This window comes from Acidobacterium capsulatum ATCC 51196, from assembly GCF_000022565.1.
Lineage (GTDB): Bacteria > Acidobacteriota > Terriglobia > Terriglobales > Acidobacteriaceae > Acidobacterium > Acidobacterium capsulatum.
In genome coordinates, this window is the sequence record NC_012483.1 from 971,391 (window position 1) to 989,987 (window position 18,597).

General features: G+C 57.1%; 12 protein-coding genes and 1 pseudogene. 5 read left to right on the forward strand and 8 right to left on the reverse strand.

Going from position 1 to position 18,597, the window contains the following annotated elements:
- Window positions 1-201 precede the first annotated feature (201 nt).
- Window positions 202-1,188 (reverse strand): glycosyltransferase family 2 protein, encoded by a 987-nt coding sequence (locus ACP_RS04045; protein WP_015896013.1) that lies wholly within the window; start codon window positions 1,186-1,188, stop codon window positions 202-204.
- Window positions 1,189-1,270: 82 nt separating this feature from the next.
- Between ACP_RS04045 and ACP_RS04050 the strand changes: the two genes are divergently transcribed.
- Window positions 1,271-1,660 (forward strand): group III truncated hemoglobin, encoded by a 390-nt coding sequence (locus ACP_RS04050; protein WP_015896014.1) that lies wholly within the window; start codon window positions 1,271-1,273, stop codon window positions 1,658-1,660.
- Between the two features lie 465 nt (window positions 1,661-2,125).
- On the opposite strand, the gene ACP_RS04055 is transcribed toward ACP_RS04050, so the two are convergent.
- From ACP_RS04055 to ACP_RS04065, 3 genes are all read right to left on the reverse strand, one after another.
- On the reverse strand, window positions 2,126-3,211 hold the full coding sequence (locus ACP_RS04055) for a threonine aldolase family protein (RefSeq protein ID WP_052294676.1): 1,086 nt from the start codon (window positions 3,209-3,211) through the stop codon (window positions 2,126-2,128).
- Between the two features lie 406 nt (window positions 3,212-3,617).
- Complete coding sequence (locus ACP_RS04060) at window positions 3,618-4,154, reverse strand: cupin domain-containing protein (RefSeq protein ID WP_015896016.1); 537 nt, start codon at window positions 4,152-4,154, stop codon at window positions 3,618-3,620.
- Between the two features lie 98 nt (window positions 4,155-4,252).
- Complete coding sequence (locus ACP_RS04065) at window positions 4,253-5,116, reverse strand: SDR family oxidoreductase (protein WP_015896017.1); 864 nt, start codon at window positions 5,114-5,116, stop codon at window positions 4,253-4,255.
- Between the two features lie 165 nt (window positions 5,117-5,281).
- On the opposite strand from ACP_RS04065, the gene ACP_RS18660 reads away from it, so the two are divergent.
- A complete protein-coding gene (locus ACP_RS18660) occupies window positions 5,282-5,791 on the forward strand; it encodes a LysR family transcriptional regulator (RefSeq protein WP_169305907.1) in 510 nt (169 codons plus the stop codon).
- A 29-nt stretch (window positions 5,792-5,820) separates the two neighbouring features.
- Window positions 5,821-6,225, forward strand: a pseudogene (locus ACP_RS18665) (LysR substrate-binding domain-containing protein); the annotation flags it as partial.
- A 674-nt stretch (window positions 6,226-6,899) separates the two neighbouring features.
- On the opposite strand, the gene ACP_RS04080 reads toward ACP_RS18665, so the two are convergent.
- From ACP_RS04080 to ACP_RS04090, 3 genes are all read right to left on the reverse strand, one after another.
- Window positions 6,900-8,366: a right-handed parallel beta-helix repeat-containing protein gene (locus ACP_RS04080; RefSeq protein ID WP_015896018.1), complete on the reverse strand. Its 1,467-nt coding sequence runs from the start codon at window positions 8,364-8,366 to the stop codon at window positions 6,900-6,902.
- An 83-nt stretch (window positions 8,367-8,449) separates the two neighbouring features.
- Window positions 8,450-11,965, reverse strand: coding sequence for a TonB-dependent receptor (locus tag ACP_RS04085; RefSeq protein WP_041839265.1), 3,516 nt, complete (start codon window positions 11,963-11,965; stop codon window positions 8,450-8,452).
- 283 nt (window positions 11,966-12,248) lie between these two features.
- Window positions 12,249-13,577 carry an APC family permease gene (locus ACP_RS04090; RefSeq protein ID WP_015896021.1) on the reverse strand — a complete coding sequence of 443 codons (1,329 nt, stop codon included), beginning with the start codon at window positions 13,575-13,577 and terminating at the stop codon, window positions 12,249-12,251.
- Between the two features lie 428 nt (window positions 13,578-14,005).
- Here ACP_RS04090 and ACP_RS04095 point away from each other — a divergent pair, with 428 nt between their 5' ends.
- Window positions 14,006-16,465: an alpha-galactosidase gene (locus ACP_RS04095; RefSeq protein WP_041839266.1), complete on the forward strand. Its 2,460-nt coding sequence runs from the start codon at window positions 14,006-14,008 to the stop codon at window positions 16,463-16,465.
- Between the two features lie 98 nt (window positions 16,466-16,563).
- Here the strand turns inward: ACP_RS04095 and agaR are convergent, their stop codons facing one another.
- Window positions 16,564-17,376, reverse strand: a complete 813-nt coding sequence (gene agaR / locus ACP_RS04100) for a transcriptional repressor AgaR (protein ID WP_148215020.1) — start codon at window positions 17,374-17,376, stop codon at window positions 16,564-16,566.
- A 238-nt stretch (window positions 17,377-17,614) separates the two neighbouring features.
- On the opposite strand from agaR, the gene ACP_RS04105 reads away from it, so the two are divergent.
- Window positions 17,615-18,559, forward strand: a complete 945-nt coding sequence (locus ACP_RS04105) for a carbohydrate kinase family protein (RefSeq protein WP_015896024.1) — start codon at window positions 17,615-17,617, stop codon at window positions 18,557-18,559.
- Window positions 18,560-18,597: the final 38 nt, after the last annotated feature.

An 18,597-nucleotide genomic window follows, 5' to 3' on the forward strand; every position in this document is an offset into this window, starting at 1 on the left:
CAGTCGTCAGTTGTCAGCGATCAGTCCACAGCGGCCATCCCATTTCAACGATGCGTCATTCTGAGCCGCAGCGCGGCGAAGAATCCCGGCCATCCGTCGCACACAAATGCCGCGTCAGGTTTCTCCCACCATGCCCCAACGAAAAGGGCCGCCCACCGGGCGGCCCTTCTGACAACTGAAAACTGGGGACTGACAACTCCCCTACGACTCGTGCAGCAGGTTCGGCTCCTCGGTCGCGCGCAGGCGCACCAGACGATCCACCGCATATGGCGCGCGATGGTTGTTGGTGTGGTAGTGCCGCACCTGCAACTCGCCCAGCAGGCCAATCGCCAGCAATTGAATGCCGGCCAGAATCGCCACGCCCGCAATCACAAACAGCGGCCCATGCTGATCCATCACATGCTGCTGCGTAAAGATCTTCAAACCCGCCAGCAGCACGCTCACCGCTCCGCCCAGCACGATGCTCATGGCCCCCAGGCTGCCGAAAAAGTGCAGCGGACGCGTCATGTACTTGAGCAGGAAGCGAATCGTCAGCAGATCAAAGAACACCCGGAAGGTGCGCCCGATGCCATAGTGCGACTTGCCGCGCTCGCGATGCACATTCTTGATGGGAATCTCGCAGATGGTTGCGCCATACCACGAGGCCAGCGCCGGAATAAACCGGTGCATCTCGCCATACAGCGGAATGTTCTGAATCACCTCGCGCCGGTAGGCCTTATACGTCGTGCCAAAATCGTGAATGTCCACGCCCGACAGCTTGGCCATCAGCCAGTTGGCGCAGCGCGAAGGAAAACGCCGCAGCACAAAATTATCAATGCGCTGCTTGCGCCATCCGCTCACCACGTCGTAGCCCTCTTCGAGCTTTTCGAGAAAGTTCGGAATCTCCAGCGGATCGTGCTGCAGATCGCCATCCATGGCCAGCACAAACTCACCCTGCGCATGGTCAAAGCCGGCTGCCAGCGCCGAGGTCTGCCCAAAGTTCCGGCGCAGCTTCACCACCAGCACGCGGCTGTCCACCGCGGCAATCTCTTCCAGCAGCTTGTAGGTGCGGTCGCGCGAGCCATCGTCCACCAGCACGAGTTCAAAACTGTCTCCGACATGTTCCATCACCGCTTTCAGGCGGTCGTACAGGGCGGTGACATTTTCTTCTTCGTTATGAAAAGGGACGACAATGGAATACTTGGGCATATTAACTAGTATATGCAGCGGCGTGCCACGGGGACTCACATTTTTCTGCAGTCTCCGGCCGGTTACCTACATCTATCCAAATATGCTCCCCCACGGCTCCCTTTCAGAATCCGCGATTCGCCGCCTCGTCGATACCTTTTATGCGCGCATCCGCGAGGACGAACTGCTCGCCCCCATCTTCCACAGCGCCATCGGCGACCGCTGGTCCCAGCATCTTGAGACCCTCACGCGCTTCTGGTGCTCCGTGATGCTCTCTGCCGGAACCTACAAGGGCAACCCCATGGCGGCGCACCTCAAACTGCCCCGCCTGGGCCTCGTGCATCTCGACCGCTGGCTCGGCCTCTGGCGCGTCACCACCAGCGAACTGCTGCCCGCCCCCGCCGCCCTCGAACTGCAGAACAAGGCCGCCATGATGGGCGAACGCATCCTCGAAACCATCGCAGCCCAGCAATTCCTCGACCCCACGCGGTAGAGTCCACAGTTGCCAGTGGTCAGTTCTCAGTTGTCAGTCCCCAGTTGTCAGTCCTCAGTGGTCAGTTCTCAGTTGTCAGTTGTCAGTTCTCAGCGGACGGTTACCAGTTACCAGTCCCTACTCCCCAGTCCCTCCCAGCGATGCGTCATTCTGGGCCGAAGGCGAAGAATCCCGGCAATGCTTCGGCAGCGAATGCGGCTCAAAGTTTCTCCCATGCATTTGCCGGCAGTATGGGAGAAACCTGAGATGGCATCGGTACGCGCCGAATCGCCGGGATTCTTCGGCCAAAAACAGGCCTCAGAATGACGCAAGGAAAAGGTTGAGTGCTGACGAAAGATAATCGGCCGGTGACACCTCGGCAACCGGCAACTGACCACTGGCAACTGATCACTGACAACTGACCGCTTCACCCCTGACCGCTGACCGCTTTACCCCTGACCGCTCTACCCCTGACAACTGACCGCTTTACCCCTTCCCCATCTCCTCCACCGCCACCTGCGCCGCCTGCTCGCATGCCGCGCGGTCCACATTCCGGTGCGACACAAACCGCACCGCGTGCGGACCCACCGCGCTCGCCGCCACGCCGCGCTGCTTCAGCCGCGCCACCAGCGCCGCCGCGTCGCCCTGCCCGCGCAGCGTGAAAATCACGATGTTCGTCTCGACGGCCTCAAGGTCCAGCTCGACCTCTTTGCAATCCGCAATGCGCTCGGCCAGCAGCCGGGCGTTCGCGTGGTCTTCCGGCAGCCGCTTCGGCATCTCTTCCAGCGCAATCAGCCCTGCTGCCGCCAGCACACCCGCCTGCCGCATTCCTCCGCCGAGCATCTTGCGCACCGGGCGTGCACGGTCAATGAACTCCCGGCTGCCCACCAGCAGCGAACCCACCGGCGCGCTCAACCCCTTCGACAGGCAAAACATCACCGAATCAAAGCCCCGCGTTAGCCGCGCCACCTCAACCCCCAGCGCCGCCGCCGCGTTGAAGACGCGCGCCCCATCCAGATGCACCGGCAGACCGGCATCCTTCGCCCCGGCCCAGATCTCTTCGAGCACCTCTAAAGGAGTGACCGTTCCGCCGGCCATATTGTGCGTGTTTTCGAGCGAAATCAGCCCGGTCTGCGCGCGGTAATAAATCTTCGGCGAGAGCGCCGTCTTGATATGCTGCCACGTCAGCACGCCGCGCTGGGCGGCCACCGTGCGCAACTGGCATCCGCTAAAGGCGGAGACCATCGCCATCTCCCAATCCACAATGTGGGCGCGCGCCTCGCAGACCACTTCCTGCCCGGGCCGCGTGTGCAGCCGGATCGCCGTCTGGTTCCCCATCGTACCGGTGGGCATAAAGAGCGCCGCCTCGCGGCCAAAAGTCGCCGCCGCACGCGCCTCCAGCCGGTTCACCGTGGGGTCTTCGCCATAGACGTCATCGCCCACCTCGGCCGCGGCCATCGCCGCCCACATCTCCGGCGTGGGCACAGTGACCGTATCACTGCGTAAATCAATGATGGTGGAAGGCTTGCCGTTCGCGGCACTCAAAGCAGCAGAAGCAGAAGTAGCAGACATGATTTCAATATAGCGAGTCTGAAGGAAGGCGAGTCAGCCTTCAGGGATGAAGTGGCCAGTCGTCAGTCCTCTGTTGTCCGGTCGTCTTTGTTTAATCCCGACGGTCAGCCCATAAATCCCGCGAGGCGTCATTCTTGTATCCCTGAGAGAGCGGCACTTTAATGCGGAGATGCTGCCGTGGGGGAACCGATGCATCGGGCAAGGAGAATCCCGGCGATCTCTCGGTCGCCACCACCGCCCGACGTGTCTTCCACCCTGCCAACCCTCGGTTATCCGACCGAGTGAGTGTGCGTTCGCATCTTGCTGTTGAGAAGGTGGACAAGTAAGCTCTTTGAGCTATTTGAGAATTGTGCGGCGAAATCTGTGTGTCGTTTTCGCCGCGTAGCACTCCGTATCTGGAGATAGATCATGACACCGGGAGAAGCTCTGTCCGGTACATCGAAGAGAGCTCCTGAACTTTGCGGAGAAATGCGGCCCGTTGGGCTGGTTCCAGCTCGGGAGGAGCGGTGGTGCGGCTCTCGACCGCAACTCCCACTTCCATGAAGAACTTCTCCTGCCCGGCCGGCGAACAGATGCAGAGCATGCGCAGCGGTTGCGCGGCGATGTTTTTGAAGTGATGGGGCGCATTCGCAGGAACGTGCAGCGTTTCGCCGGCCTTGACTGTGATTTTCTGACCGCGGAAGGTGGCTTCCATTTCGCCGGTGAGCAGAACAAAAGTCTCCTCAAAATCATGGCGATGGGGTGGGGGACCGCCGCCTGGAGGAATGTGCATGTCGATGATGCTGAATCGCCCGGCGGTTGCCTCACCGGGAACGGTGATGGTGTACGTTCCTCCTGCGACGCCGATATGGGGAAGGCTCCGATCGCTGTCAGGTCGTGCCAGAGTATGACTGCGGTTGAGGTCATCTGGCGGAACAACCGGAGAGGGTTGGGTGGTTGGCATCGTACCTTATCTCCTTTAGAGTGTGCTGGGAAAGCAGACGATTCTTGATCGAAGCTGCCTCTGGCCCGCTGAGCACAGGGGCTGGAGGCCCAGCGGAATCAGTCCTTCCATTGTGCAGCCGTCTCCTCTGCGAAGCTCTTATAACTGCGCGGAGCGTGGCCGAGGAGGTGCGTGAGGCGCTCCACCTCGCTGGCAGTCGAGGCAAAACCGCGCTCAAAGTAACCCTGAAACATGACCCGTAAATCAAAGGCGGTCCATGCGGGAGCCATGGTGCGCATTTGCAACTCCCACTGATCAAAATTGTGCCCGGTGTATCGAATCTCCTTGCTGAGCAGCGTGCTCCACAGGGCGGCATTGGCCGGGCCGTTGATGAGTGAAGGGCCGACCAGATCATACGTCTGGCCCTCGTGGCCTTCGCCGGTGAGGGAGATGGCAGCCGCCTCTGCAATGTCGCGAACGTCCACGGCGCAGATACCCTCCGTGCCGATGGGCATGGGGTAGATGCCCGCGCCGGTGAGCGCGCCCTTGAGAGTGCCGTCATTTTGTATGTAGTAGCCGGGCCTGAGGATGGTGTACGCAACCCCTGACTCACGCAGCGCGTTCTCGATCGCCAGCTTCGATGCGAAGTGCGGTACATCCTTGAATTGCTCTGCCTTGAACACCGACAGATACGTAATATGCTTGACACCTTTGCGCTTTGCGATTCCGTAAGCAATCAGCGCTTGCGTGAGTTCATCGGCGACCACCGCGTTCAGCAGGAAGAGTTTGTCTACGCCTTCGAGTGCCGCTTCGAGTGAGACGGGATCCATCAAATCGCCGATGGCCACTTCTGCCTGCGTGGGCAGTTTGCCTGCCAGCGGGTGCTTGCGGGCCAGCACGCGCACTTGGGATCCTCGCGTCAACAACTCGCGGACAACCGCTCCGCCGACATTTCCTGTTCCACCTGTGACGAGTACTTTCATGCTTCTCCTCTTTTCGGGCGGCCAGCCGATTGCTTTCTCTGGTCGCGCTTTGCAGATGAGACGCACCAGCCCGGCCGGTCGAAGCATCCACTAGAGCAAATCAATTTTGCACAAGAGCAAAACCGGATACGCTGGAGCGGGAGGGGGCGCGTGAGAGTTCCGGATTTGAATGATGTTCGCACCTTTGCGGCAGCGGCTGAGGCAGGCACCCTGAGCGCGGCGGCGAAAGAACTGGGCGTGCCGCCATCGACCGTGAGCCGGTCTTTGTCTCGGCTAGAAAGATCTTTGGGCGTTTCGCTGGTACGGCGCAACTCGCGGGGGATTACACTGACTGACTCCGGACGGGAGTATTTGCAGACCTGCCGCCGTGCGCTGCGAGTGCTACGGGATGGCGCAGAGGTGCTGGAAAGCCGGCGGGAGCACCCCAAAGGGCTCTTGAAGATTGCGTGCCCGATCACGATGGCGCGCGATGTGCTGGCTCCATTGATGAAAGCATTCATGGCGCTTTATCCCGATCTGCGCGTGGAAATTGAGCCCTATGCTTCGGGCTGGGATCAGGAGCCGCGCGACGATGTCGATGTGTTCTTCAAGCTGCGCGCGCCCAGGGATTCGCTACGGCGCGTGAAGCCTTATCCGGGGCCACTCGCGCGCTTTTCGCCAGCCGCGAGTATGTAGCGGCGCACGGCAGCCCCGCATCGCCGGAAGAGCTTGCGGCTCATCAATGCATCGGCCACGGCACTTGGAAGCTCACCCGCGGCAAAAGTGCGATGAGCCTCGTTCCGGAGTTCCGCGTAGTGACCAGCGACCCACACATTCACCTTGCGCTAACGCTGCAAGGGCTTGGCATCAGCATTCTGCCGCTGTGGATGGCGGACTGGCCGGAGGCTCGCCACAAGCTAACACCGGTTTTGCCGCGCTGGAAGCCGGATCCTATTGCGGTGTGCGCGTTGTTCGCGGGCCAGTCGCGGCTTACTCCCAAGGTGCAGGTGTTGCTGGAGTTTCTGGACGAATACTTTGGTACCCCAAAAGACCCGCGGCTTCGGCAGGGGTGGAAAAAGGAGTACTTCACTTCTTTGTCGATTCCACCGACGCATAGAGCATGGATATAGGAAGCGCAATATCGCGACGAGACTATTAGAAGGCCACAACTGCGCCATGGGAATCGAAAGTCGCCCCCAGCCCGCGGCATACTGAGCATAATGCCTTAGCATGTACCACCGAAGCCGATTAGGGCCCTGTTGCCTTCTTTGGGCACGAACGCCAATGCCTTCTTCGTTTAGATCCGCGAGGCTAAAGACGCTCTGGGGCCACCGTATACGATGCTGAGCAGATCGGGCCGAATGCTCCTGATATTAGCCGTAGGCAGCACGAAGCCACGCGCTCGACATCGAATGCTTCTCATACCATTGGCGAGCAGTTCCAGACAAGGATTTGACCTGCCGCAATGGACTCGCTTCCCACAGCGGCAACGCCGTTGAGAGTAACTTCCCCATTAATCAGTCTTTGTTGCCAGACTTCCGGAGAGGAGTGCAGATAGAGGCTGGCCAAATGAAAGAGCAGTGTCTGCCCATGGTGGTTTCAGCCAATTGTAGGGGGGAGGCATAACCGTGGTTGCGCATCTAGCTCGAGTTTCAGCGATCACATATCTAGCGAAAGCAGTCGCAAAAGGCGGCCCTTCATGGAGCAGCAGCAATCGGATTCACAGATCAGACGCTCACAGAAAGGACCATCCTGAATCGATTACCCGCGCACGGCTATATCAAGTCGAGGACTACTCTTTGCTTTACAGATGAGACCTACTTATCTTCGCTCCGTACCCAACGGCTAAAGAACCCGGCCTCAGAGAAAACTTCCCGGCCTCGGGATCGACAAATCGAGGATTGGCAAAGAGAGAGTGGCGATCGCACCCTGCGGCCCTAGTGTAGCTCTGAAAACTAGAGTACGCCTTGCCATCATAAGACCACTTCGCCGCCCCAGGGCCGCCAGCGTAGTAATACACATTGTGATCGATCTCCACCGTTGGCGTGCCGGGTTCCATGCGGCCCGAGCGACTCATCATCACTCGACCAGCACCCCCAACATAGACGATATTATTCTTAAACGTATTATCCCGCATGTGATATTGCATATAGAACTCACCTGTACCGGTGCGCCATATATTATTGCGATAGAGTGTATTATTTGTGATAATCACATGATCGGTTCCGCCGCGCCTTGGCCCATATCCACCTATTGAAATTCCAGCGGTGTGGCAGTAATAAACCAGGTTATTACGGGCGATAATATAACTTGTGTCGCGCCCAGAATGTTCGCTTGCCATCTCAATGCCAAAATCTGTGTTGTGAACGATATTGTTTTGTATGATGACGTGCGTTCCACCATCTACATAAATTCCATCCGAAGATGCCTCATTGCCGTAGGCAGGATTTCCTCTGGAACTGATGTCATAAACCAGGTTCTCTTCGATCACACCGTCCCGCGCGCGATCAACATTCGGGTCTAAGGCTGTCCGCTCAAAGCCTATGACATCTATACCGATGTTGTTGTTCTCGTATACTTCGTTGCGAGAGACACGAAATTTCGTAACATTGCCGTTCAGAACCAGCGACTCACTCGATCCAGTCTGAAGATCGTGAACTTCGTTTCCGTCTATCACCAGATTGGTGATAGGAGATGCGGCGTCCGTGCCATACACAGCAATGCCGAACCCGTTGGCACCACTGCCAACTACCTTGCGCCCTTGATACATCTGCTCAATGTTATGAACGTTGTTCCGCACTAGATCAATGTGCGAACCATGACCATACACTCGAATCCCGAAGGGAACGCTCGATGGATTTGAAGTCTTGAGATTTCTCACCTCCAAGCCTTCGACCTTGACGTAGCTAACGTTGTGAAGAGAGATCAGAGCCGTCGTGCCGTCTTGCAGTATAAAGCATCCGCCATCCAGAATGGCCGTTTCTCCCGGTGCACTCCGGAAGGTAATGTAGCCTGCTTTCGCATTGCCTGACCGTGTAATCGCCAGACGCTGGCAATAAGTTCCACCTCGAACATTAATGATGTCGCCAGGCTTTGCTACATCTGCTGCATGTTGCACTGTTTTGAAGGGCTCAGCTCTGGTTCCAGCATTAAAGTCACTGCCACCCATCGACACATAGAAGCTGCTGCCGGAGGGAGCGGCCGCGCAAATTTGAGCCGCCAGGACGAAACCAATAAAAGGCAATGTCACCAACCGATGAAGCTTGATCAACGAATCCCCTCCTTATGAACTAAGCGGTCCGGTCAACATCGCCGACAGAAGTGCGCAGGCTGCTTCCGCCGGCGATGCTGCTTTTAGAATGAATATGTCAGACCGAGTTGCAGGTTTCTCGGCGATGAGCCATTGGCAGTAGAAGACACAGTACCAAAGCTGCCGTCCTGATAGCCTGTATCCGGTGGAGCGAAGCGCGGCGTGTTCGTACAGTTGAAGCAATCCACATGAGCCTCTACCTGCCCCCTGTGCTTTCCAAGGTTATAGGTCTTCTCAAGCGATACATCCGCGTCATGAATGCCGTCAGACCTTATCCGCGAGAAGTATCTTGGAGCATCGCCAGCCTGCTGATCGCCAGGATCGGCAAAGCAACTCTCATTCAGATAAGGATTTCCTGAAATCGCGGCATCTTTATAGCTGATACCAGTCTTGAACAGGCTTGCGTTAGAGCAGACGACATCCGGTCTCTGGTTGCCGTCCGCAAGCCGTGGATTGCCCATGTAAATATTTAATGGCTGTCCACTCTGGTAGGTACTTAGCGTCGTCAGTTGCCAGCCCCCCACAAAAGCGTCCAGAATCTTGTTCATCTGGCTTCCAATGAGGTCGCCTCGGCCGATTGGCAGCTGATAAATGACCGCCAATACGAATCGATTTGTGGCATCGTTGGCGCTCACAGACCACTCTTTGTTTAAATGGTCTAACTCTTGCGGGTAGCCACTGGCCAGCGTTCCGATAAAGGAATTCGCACCAGCCGATGAGTTATCCATATTCTTTGACCAGGTATAGTTTCCCTCGAAATTTAGGTAACGCCCGGCTCTCCTATGAAAGACGACCTGCAGCGCGTTGTACCAGGATGCAGCCTCTGTCAGCATGTTGCCTGAATATGTGCCATCAAACTGCGGATAGGGCCGCAACAGGTTGAGAAGTGGCAACTGGGCGTCGCCATAGCGAGAGCTCGGCTCATTGAAGATCGCTCCAGGGCCGCTGAATAAGGACTGAAAGGGGTTACTGACTAGTCCATTCAATTGATCGCTGGTGTACCCCTTACGCACGGCTGAAGGGATGAAGTTCCGGTTGTCTGTTCCGGCCCAAGGCAGGTGGGTGCTGCGATTTGCAGAGTAGTTGATGGCAATCACAATCTTCCAGGGAAGGGATTGCTGAACGCCCAGATTCCATTGGTAGATATCAGCATCCTTTGCCGCCGCCGTACCAAGATTGTTCGCGTTGGGAAGGCCCCACAGCGCCAGCTTGCCATACGTCTGCCCCTGGGCGGGAGGGATGCCACCTGGGAAAGGGTTCTCCAAGGTCGCATACTGAGTCATTCCATTGTCTTTTGAAAAGAAGACTTGAGGACTCGATGTGTAAGCCGCCCCCGGAAACTGAAAGTTAGTTGCAATGGGATAACCACTATAGATCCCAGCGCCGCCACGAATCACCAGATTTGAATTGACCAAGTATGCAAAACCGAACCTTGGATCGACATTGCTCCAGTCAATTGGCAACCGCCTATTCTTTGAAGAAGCGAAGATGGTTGTTCCCTTGAGCGTGCCCGGATATCCTGCTACAGCAATGCCGCTATCTCCGCTAAAATCGCTGAACTGGCTGTTATTGTCCCGCTCAGTGTAAGGAGTGTCCCACTGGTAGCGGAAGCCGAGATTCAGAGTCAATTTGGGAGTCGCGCGCCAGTCGTCTTCCACGTAGAAGGCTGTTTCTTTCGACTTATCCGCAACGGACTGCGAAACGCTCGTGCTGCCATAGTCTCCCCAGCCGACTAGAAGGCTCGCGAAATCATTGCCTTGAATTCCGTTATTGGTATCGTTCGGAGTTGCGGCGGTTTGACTTTGCGAGAAGCTGAATGAGCCTGTGGGATAGTTTGGCTGGAAGAAGTTGTTATAGAACAGGTGCTGCTCTCCTCCCACCTTGATGGTCTGCTGCCCGACTGTCCACTCAAAGGCAGACGTGTAGTTGAGCAGCGTGTGGGCAAACTTTGTATCCACGCAGCACTGGCTGAAGAGCGATGTCCACGGCGAGTTCTCCATCAGAATGCCCGGCATTCTCTTGAAGCCGTTCTGCTCGAGTGCGGCTGGAAACCCCACGCTGGTCGCCGCTGGAAAGTTGTTGTTCGAGGTCGGCTCCGCAACCCGGTCGAGGCCAATGGTAGAAATCCACAGCGTGTTTGCCGTCGGCGTGTAGGTGTAATTGATGCCGGTATTGAATATCTGATCGGTATACGTGCTGCCATCATTGAACTCACTATCCCCGAATACCGTCGGTACTGACCCCTTGTCAAAGATGCTGCCGTAGCGCACTGAAAGTGACGATTTAGGCGTGAACTGCTGGTCAATTTTCAGATCGAGCTGCAGTGCGTGAAATGAACTCACAGCCTCACTTCGATAGTTATTGGCCCCTGTGACCCCATCGCCCGGAGTATTCGGTTTGGGATAGAGCTTCATGATCGCCTGCCCTACAGGGTCGATCTCATTCTGTGGAATTGTATTGTTCTGATAGGCCGGACGCATGCCCGTGACGGGATCGATCTGAAAGGGATCGAAGATCTGGTTCAGCACCGGATTGCCGTTTTGGTCGTAGGTCCCGGCCTGAGAGAAGTCGCCATTGATCTCCGCGTCGGTGGGAACGGTGGCGACAATGTTTACTGGAGCGCTTGAAATCATCGACTGCAGATCGCCGAAGAAGAAGGTCTTGTTCTTAACGATGGGGCCGCCCAGTGTGAATCCATCCTGATTTTGTGAGTAGGAAGGCTTCGGGCCACTGTTGAAGAAGTCTCGTGCGTTATATGCGCCGTCCTGGTTGTACCAGAAAACGCTGCCATGAAAATGGTTTGTACCCGACTTCATCACCTCGTTGATGACCGTTCCATCTCCGTACTCTGCCGAGGTGCTGTTATTCGCAACGTTTGTCTCTTGCAGGGCCTCCGAGAGGGCTTGGTAGTAGGTGTTGGAGTTTGCTCCTTCGCCCTGCTCCGGCGAAGTAATCAATACACCATCGAGACGAATATTTGCCGTCGAGTTTCTCTGCCCGTTGGAAACGAAGTTGGTGCCTGCAGGATAGGAGTTCCGGATACCGGAACCAGCTGTCTCCGTCACCCCGGCGGAGAGATATGCCAAGCCAAAAACGTCCTGGCTGGGAAGCGGCAACTGCTCAAGATACTTTTTAGAAATGGTAGTGCCTAACGTCGCAGAACTCGTGTCGAGCAGCACTGGAATAGATTGCACCGTCACACTGGTTTCGTTGCCAGCCGCCGTCAACGTGACATCGAGCGTGGTCTGCTGGTTGACCGCAAGCACGATGCCGCTCTTCTCTACGGTTGCAAAGGTCGGTGCCGAGACCGTGAGCCGGTAATTCGACGCGCGCAATGCCGGAAACACGTAGGTCCCTTTCTGATTCGATCGGGTGGCTTGAGAGATGTTGGTTCCGACATCAGTAATGGTCACCTTCGCCCCCGAAATGACCGCGCCAGAGGTATCGGTGATCACCCCATGAATTTGCCCCTGATTGATCGACTGACCGAATGACAGGACGGGGCAAAAGGCGATGCCCAACATGATTCCGACCAGGACCACGATTCGATACACCTTCATCTTCCCTAACCTCCTCGAATGGAACAGTGCTGCATTTCCCTTTTATTACGATTGCTAGTATTTACTTTGTTTTTGGATTTGATGTCAACATAAAAATAATGATGCGATATGCAGAGCGGAGAGTCATAGTGTCGCCGCCTGCCAGACAACATGACCGTGTGCACAGGCCCAGGGTGAGCCGGAGCCTGTGGCCACTCTGCGGACGCGTAAGAAGACACGAGGCTTCCAGGCAAGACAGGCGCAGGCGACTCGTAGCAGGTCGGGAAGGCAGAACTGGTCTTGCCTACCTTCTGCTCTTTCTTCTGCGGTGCATCGCGAAATAGAGAATCAGGCCGATTGCAATCCAGCCCGCTCCCAACACCTGGGCATCCCGGGTCAAATGCAGCCAGATAAAGCCGCAGATCAAAAATCCGAGCAGAGGAATGGTCACCGCCAGCCGCACTTTTTCTTTCGAGCGGAAGCGGTAGTGAACCAGAGCGGCGATATTCACACACATGAACGCGATGAAAGCGCCGAAGTTCAGCAACTCCGCGCCGCGCTCGTAGCTCAGTAGCAGCGCTCCGGCCAGGGTCGCCCCGCCAAGCAGCAGCACATTGTTGCGGGGAATTCCCGTCCTTGGGCTGATGACGCCGAAGATGCGTTTTGGCAAAGCATTGTCGCGGCCCATTCCATAGAGCAGACGCGCCGCGCCGAACTGGGCCGCAATTCCTGACCCCATGTTTGCGACCAGAAGAGTCAGATTGAGCAGAAAGAAGAGGAAGCGTCCACCCACGCGCAGCCCGACATGCACAAAGGCCGTATCGACGAGGGCTGGAGGAAAGTGCCAGCCTGCCGGCCAGGCAAGCTGCGCCGCGTAAACCTCCACAGCGGAAAGCAGCCCAATCGCCACGCAGGTGAAGACGGTTCCCAGCATGATATTGCGACGGGGATTCTCCACCTCTTCGGACATAGTTGAAATGCCGTCGAAGCCGATATAGGTGAGCACGGCAATCGAAGTCCCGTGGAAGATCCGCGACACAGAAAACGTCACTGGATCATAAAACGGGGCCAGCCATGCCCAGCCGACTGGATGCAGCACCGTCGCGATGTAATGGAAAGCAAAGGCAAGAAAGACAGCCACCACAATGCCCATGCCAGCCGCCAGCAACGCATTGACGCGGGCGGAGGCCTGCACACCGAGCAGGTTCAGACCGGTAAAAACCAGCACAAAGGCCAGCACCCAAGCCGCATACGGAATCTGCGGCAGCATGCCCTGCGCGGCCACACTGCACCAAACCGCGCAGATGATGGGGTTCAGCATGTAGTCCATCAGCATCGACCAGCCGACAATGTAACCGGCCAGGGGATGCAACTCCTGCGCGACATATGTGTAGGCCGACCCTGCGCTTGGATACACACGTGCCATCCGGCCGTAGCTGACCGCAGTCAACAACATGGCCACCATCGCAATGAGAATGGTGGTCACCACATGTCCTCGGGCGGCATTGCTGACCACGCCGTAGATGCTCATTGGCGCGGTCGGCTGAATGATGATGATGCCGTAAAGAATCAGGTGCCATAGCTTCAGTGACCGCCGCAGGACTGGGACGGTCGGGGCGGCATCGGTGGACAATGAGGAAGCGGCGGTTTCCAGGGTTCAGCTCCTTCGCGCCTGGTGGCGACGACTAGTTCTTCGGCTTTCGAGAATATTATGGCCAATTCAGGATTCCGTATTATTACCAGTACTTACGGATAGACAGCAACCTGATTTGCACGAAACGGCACTCCACTCCGCCTATTGCGGGCAGCCCAGGGCCAGTAAAAATCAATATGCAAGCAGGATTCCACCATGTTCGGCATAGTGAACGGCGACAGGAAAAGGCAATATCTGCTTGACACTGTCTCATCCCTGCTCTAGTCTTTCGCTCTTAAGAGTAATAAAACGAAATACCTGTAGCGTTTTGTCTTTCCGGCATTCTCTCTGCCGGAAAACTGACGCCAAAATGAGCGAGGCCGCCCGCCCCGGGTGCCCAAACCCCTTGTGGAGGAATTGTGAGTCTGTTGCACCGGAGTCTCCTGAATCGCGGCCTGCTCGGCGTCATGCTGGCCGGACTGGTCTTCCCTGCCTGTTGTTTGCAGGCGCAATCGACCTCGCTGCGGGTCGAGGTGCAGCCGAATGGCGCATACAGCATCGGGGTGCCGGGCTCCACTCAGGATGTGCTGACTGCGAACGTTGCTGCAAAAATCAACGGACGCTGGGTGTATGCCCCTGACTACCCGCGCCACACGGCCACACACAGCAGCACTCACGGCTATCTCGGAGCAGCGGACGAGTGGGAGGTGACATACTCGGGGCTGGCAGGAGAACCTAATCTCGTCTACCGGCTACGCGCCTACCGGAATGCTCCCTTTGCAGATCTGAAAGTCATCGTAGACAACACCACTGGCAAGGCTATTCAGGTGCAGTCCATCCGCGAAGTGGAAGCCTCGAAGAACTCGATCGCGAATCTCGGCGCTGCCCCGTCGAGTGATCGTGTGCTCTCAGACAGCTTCAGTGAAGACCGGCCGGCAATGCAGATTCACAACCTGGGAGATGCGGCGAACCACATGGATCGAGCGGTGGGAAGCCAGCTTATCTATAACCGTCAGAGCCGCGAGAGCCTCTTCCTTGGGGCATTGACCTCCCAGCGCTTTCTCACTGTGCTGCGACTGCATACGAGCACGATTGGAGGCGCGCCAACGATCTCACATTACGAGGTCGACTCCACCGGCACAACCGAGCTGGAAAAAGAGAATTCTCTGCAGAACTCGCCCGCCAAAGATCAAATTGAGTTGAGCCTGCCGGTGGCCCCCGGCCAAAGCCTCGCCTCGGAAACCCTTCTGCTCGGTGCCAGCAAGGACTATCACAACCAACTCGAGACCTACGGCTCGCTGATAAAGAGGATTCATCACGCACGCGTATCCGCACCCCCGCTGATGGGCTGGTGGAGTTGGACAGCCTACTACTTCGGGCTAGATCAGGGGACTGCGCTCACCAACGCGGAGTGGGAGTCAGAACACCTGAAGCAGTATGGCTACAACATTTTCCATATTGATGAGGGCTATCAATACGCACGCGGAGAATACATCACGCCGAACGCGACACTTTTTCCTGCTGGCTTGACCCCCATGGAATACGAAGTCCGCGGCCTGGGGCTCGTTCCGGGCATCTGGACAGCTCCCTTTGAGGTTTCGGTGCGGTCATGGGTCTACCAGAAGCACCCCGACTGGCTCATCAAGAACGCGCAGGGCCAACCCATCCCGGCGGGCAATGTTGTCGATGGCAAAGACCAGCTCTACATGCTCGACACGACCAACCCAGGCGCACAGGCCTACCTGCACAAGACCTACAGCACACTCGTCCACACCTGGGACATCCACTACATCAAACTCGATTTCATGGACGACAGCGCCATCGAGGGCTACTACTACAGGCCACACACCACCGCCATGGAGGCGCAACGCATCGGCCTGCAGATCATTCGCGGCGCCGTCGGCAACCACGTTTATCTCGATAAGGACGGCAGTGTCATGCTGAATCCCGTCGGCCTGGTGGATTACGGACGCATATCGCAGGACACAGGACATACCTTCGGCTCCAGCCGTGATGCGGCTACCGGCATCGCGGCCCGCTACTACATGGATCGCAACTTCTTCGTCTCCGATCCGGACGCATTCACCGTCTCGACCCAGGTCATCAAAGATCAGGACTGGCACGGCGGCCAGAAAGGGCTGACGAAGAATGCGGCCCAAGTTTCCATCTCTCTCGCCGCAGTTTCCGGCGGAATGCTCGAGATTGGAGATAACCTGCCTTCCCTCGAAGATGAACCGCAGCGTCAGGCGCTGATTGAAAATCGTGACCTGATCGACATGGTGAAGCTGGGCAAGGCCTCAGTGCCGCTCGATTTGATGAGCTACGCGCCGTCAGACCAACAGCCCAGCATCTTCTACCTGAAGGAGTCGAAGCGGCAAAGCATCCTCACCGTCTTCAACTGGACCGAGCACCCGACAAAGCATTCCATTCGCCTGGCAGATCTGGGACTCGCCGCAAACGGCCAATACGAAATCACAAACATCTTCGACCACAAGAGCGCCGTCGAGCCTTCACCGGGAATGCTGCAAGTTGATCTGGCGAAGCACTCCGTCAGTGTGCTCAAGATCGTAAATCAGACCATTCCAGCATCCGCTCCCGACGTGACTCTTCACTGCCCGGCCAGCGGCGCAACCGGCGCAACCCTTTCGCTTTCCGCGCAAACCACATCCTCTGATCCTGCCCTTTCCTTTGCGTGGAGTCTTGGCGATGGCGTGCAGCAGCAGGGCGCACAGATCCGCCACGCATGGACAGAACCCGGGGACTATCAGGTTCACCTCACGGCCACCAGCCTGGATGATGTCAGTGCTGAGAAGAGCTGCACGGTGCATGTCAGCGGGCGGATCTCCACCGTATTTGATCCGGCAAAAATCAAGCGGTACAAACCATAAACCGACATCCCACAAAAATGAAAAGCTCCATGCCGTCATGGCATGGAGCTTTTCATTGGGAAGATGAACAATGTGCCCCGGACAGGCTAGATATCTGCCTACACGAGCACAACCTCGATGTTCTGCGCGCGCAGGGCTTCCCCAATTTCGGGAGATAGATTCTTGTCGGTGATCACGCAGTGGATTGAGGAAGGCGGCACGATGCGAGAGAGGCTGCGGCGGTTGAACTTGGTGGAATCGCAAACCGTCACTACGCGCCGGGCGGCCTTGACCATCGCGCGGTTTACGCGCGATTCCAGAAAGTTCGGGGTCGTCAGGCCGATCTCGACGTCGAAGCCGTCTACGCCCAGAAACAGAATGTCCGCATGCATCTCCTCAAGGACGTCTTCGGCCAGCGGGCCGACGAGCGAGAAGGAGTTCTTCCGCAGCGTGCCTCCAATCAGGATCACTTCCATGTTGGTGCTGGCCAGCTCCGCTGCGATGTTCATGGCATTCGTAATCACCGTTAGCTGCGAAAACTGCTTCAACTCACTCGCAATTGCCGCGGTGGTGGTGCCGGAATCGAGCATCACGCACTGGCCTTCTTCGACCATCTTCACGGCGGCCGCGGCAATCCGCTGCTTCTCCTGCGAGTGCTGTGTCTGCTTCTCCTGCAGCGAGGGATCAAACAGGGCGCTCGACTGAATGCGAAGCGCGCCTCCGTGCGTGCGGTGCACCAGTCCCTTGGACTGAAGGTACTCAAGGTCTTTGCGAATCGTGATCTGCGAGATTCCAAGAGTGCGTGAGAGTTCGCCGACGAGCACGCGACCGTGGTTCTGAATCAGAGACAGAATCAGCTGACGACGCTCATCAATCAGCATCAGGCGCGGTTCCACCGCCGAAGAATAGGTTTGCTCTGTTTTGGCAGCCATACTTTCGTGTTCTTTCTTTCCTTGCAAACAGTACACCAATCCTTCCGTTGGAGTCACGCAATATGCCCGTTTCGTAACCATAGGCCCGCTTCCCACGATAAATGCAGAGCCCTGACAGAAACGCTTATCACACACCTCAAGCCTCTTTCGCGCAATCGAAATCATTGCGTAATCAAAAGAGCTAATGATAATAATACGGAATTATCCGAGCTATTCCACCAGAGGAGCCAGCACTCGTATGCCCGACTTCGATCTTACCCTCGCCGGAGAGGTCAATCTGGACCTGATCCTTTACGGGTTACCCCAGGAAATTCCCCTTGACCGCGAAATCCTGGCCTCCAACTTTGAGATGACGCTGGGCAGCTCCTCCGCCATCCTGGCGCACAATCTTTCCATTCTCGGCGCGAGGGTCGGCTTTCTCACCCACTTCGGCGCGGATGACATGGGCCGCATCGCGATGGAAAGACTGGCGGAAAGCCAGGTGGACCTCTCCCGCTGCCGGCGCGTCGAAGGCGGCGCAAAGACCGGTGTCACTCTCATGCTGCCTCATGGAAAGCCGCGCCGGATCCTGACCTATCCCGGCATCATGTTTGACATGACTGTCGAAGATCTCGACATCGATTACCTGGCCTCCGGCCGCCATTTCCATCTCTCCTCTCTCTTCCTGCAGAAGGGCCTTCACCGCGGTCTCCCCGGGCTCTTTCGCGAGCTGAAACGCCGCGGGCTGACCCTCTCCATGGACACCAATGATGATCCGGAAGACCGCTGGGACGGCGTACTCCACGAGCTGCTGCCCTACCTTGATATTCTGCTGCCCAACAACGATGAAATCGTGCGCATCGCCAAACGCAACACCGTCGTCGAGGCCCTCGATGCCCTCTCCGGCATGGTTCCGCTGATTGCCGTCAAATGCGGGAGCCAGGGCGCGGTCGTACAGCAGGGAGAGCGGCGTATCGAAGTCCCACCCGTACATGTCACGCCCGTCGATACCATCGGTGCCGGAGACAGCTTTAATGCAGGCTTCCTCGCCGCATGGCTGCGCGGCGCGTCGCCCGAGGACTGCGCCCGTACCGGCAACATCACCGGAGCGCTCTCCACTCAAAGGTCAGGAGGAACAGAGGCCTTTCGTGAGACAGAACTGCGCGCCAGCTTCCTGCGCGACCATGGATTTTCACTGCCGTGACCGGGAGCGCATTGGCTCTTCCCACAAGGTCCGCCCGA

Excerpts from the sequence above, each read along its gene's own strand:
- ACP_RS04045 (WP_015896013.1), bottom strand. The coding sequence starts at position 1,188 with ATGCCCAAGTATTCCATTGTCGTCCCTTTTCATAACGAAGAAGAAAAT.
- ACP_RS04050 (WP_015896014.1), top strand. The coding sequence starts at position 1,271 with ATGCTCCCCCACGGCTCCCTTTCAGAATCCGCGATTCGCCGCCTCGTC.
- ACP_RS04055 (WP_052294676.1), bottom strand. The coding sequence starts at position 3,211 with ATGTCTGCTACTTCTGCTTCTGCTGCTTTGAGTGCCGCGAACGGCAAG.
- ACP_RS04060 (WP_015896016.1), bottom strand. The coding sequence starts at position 4,154 with ATGCCAACCACCCAACCCTCTCCGGTTGTTCCGCCAGATGACCTCAAC.
- ACP_RS04065 (WP_015896017.1), bottom strand. The coding sequence starts at position 5,116 with ATGAAAGTACTCGTCACAGGTGGAACAGGAAATGTCGGCGGAGCGGTT.
- ACP_RS04085 (WP_041839265.1), bottom strand. The coding sequence starts at position 11,965 with ATGAAGGTGTATCGAATCGTGGTCCTGGTCGGAATCATGTTGGGCATC.
- agaR (WP_148215020.1), bottom strand. The coding sequence starts at position 17,376 with ATGGCTGCCAAAACAGAGCAAACCTATTCTTCGGCGGTGGAACCGCGC.
- ACP_RS04105 (WP_015896024.1), top strand. The coding sequence starts at position 17,615 with ATGCCCGACTTCGATCTTACCCTCGCCGGAGAGGTCAATCTGGACCTG.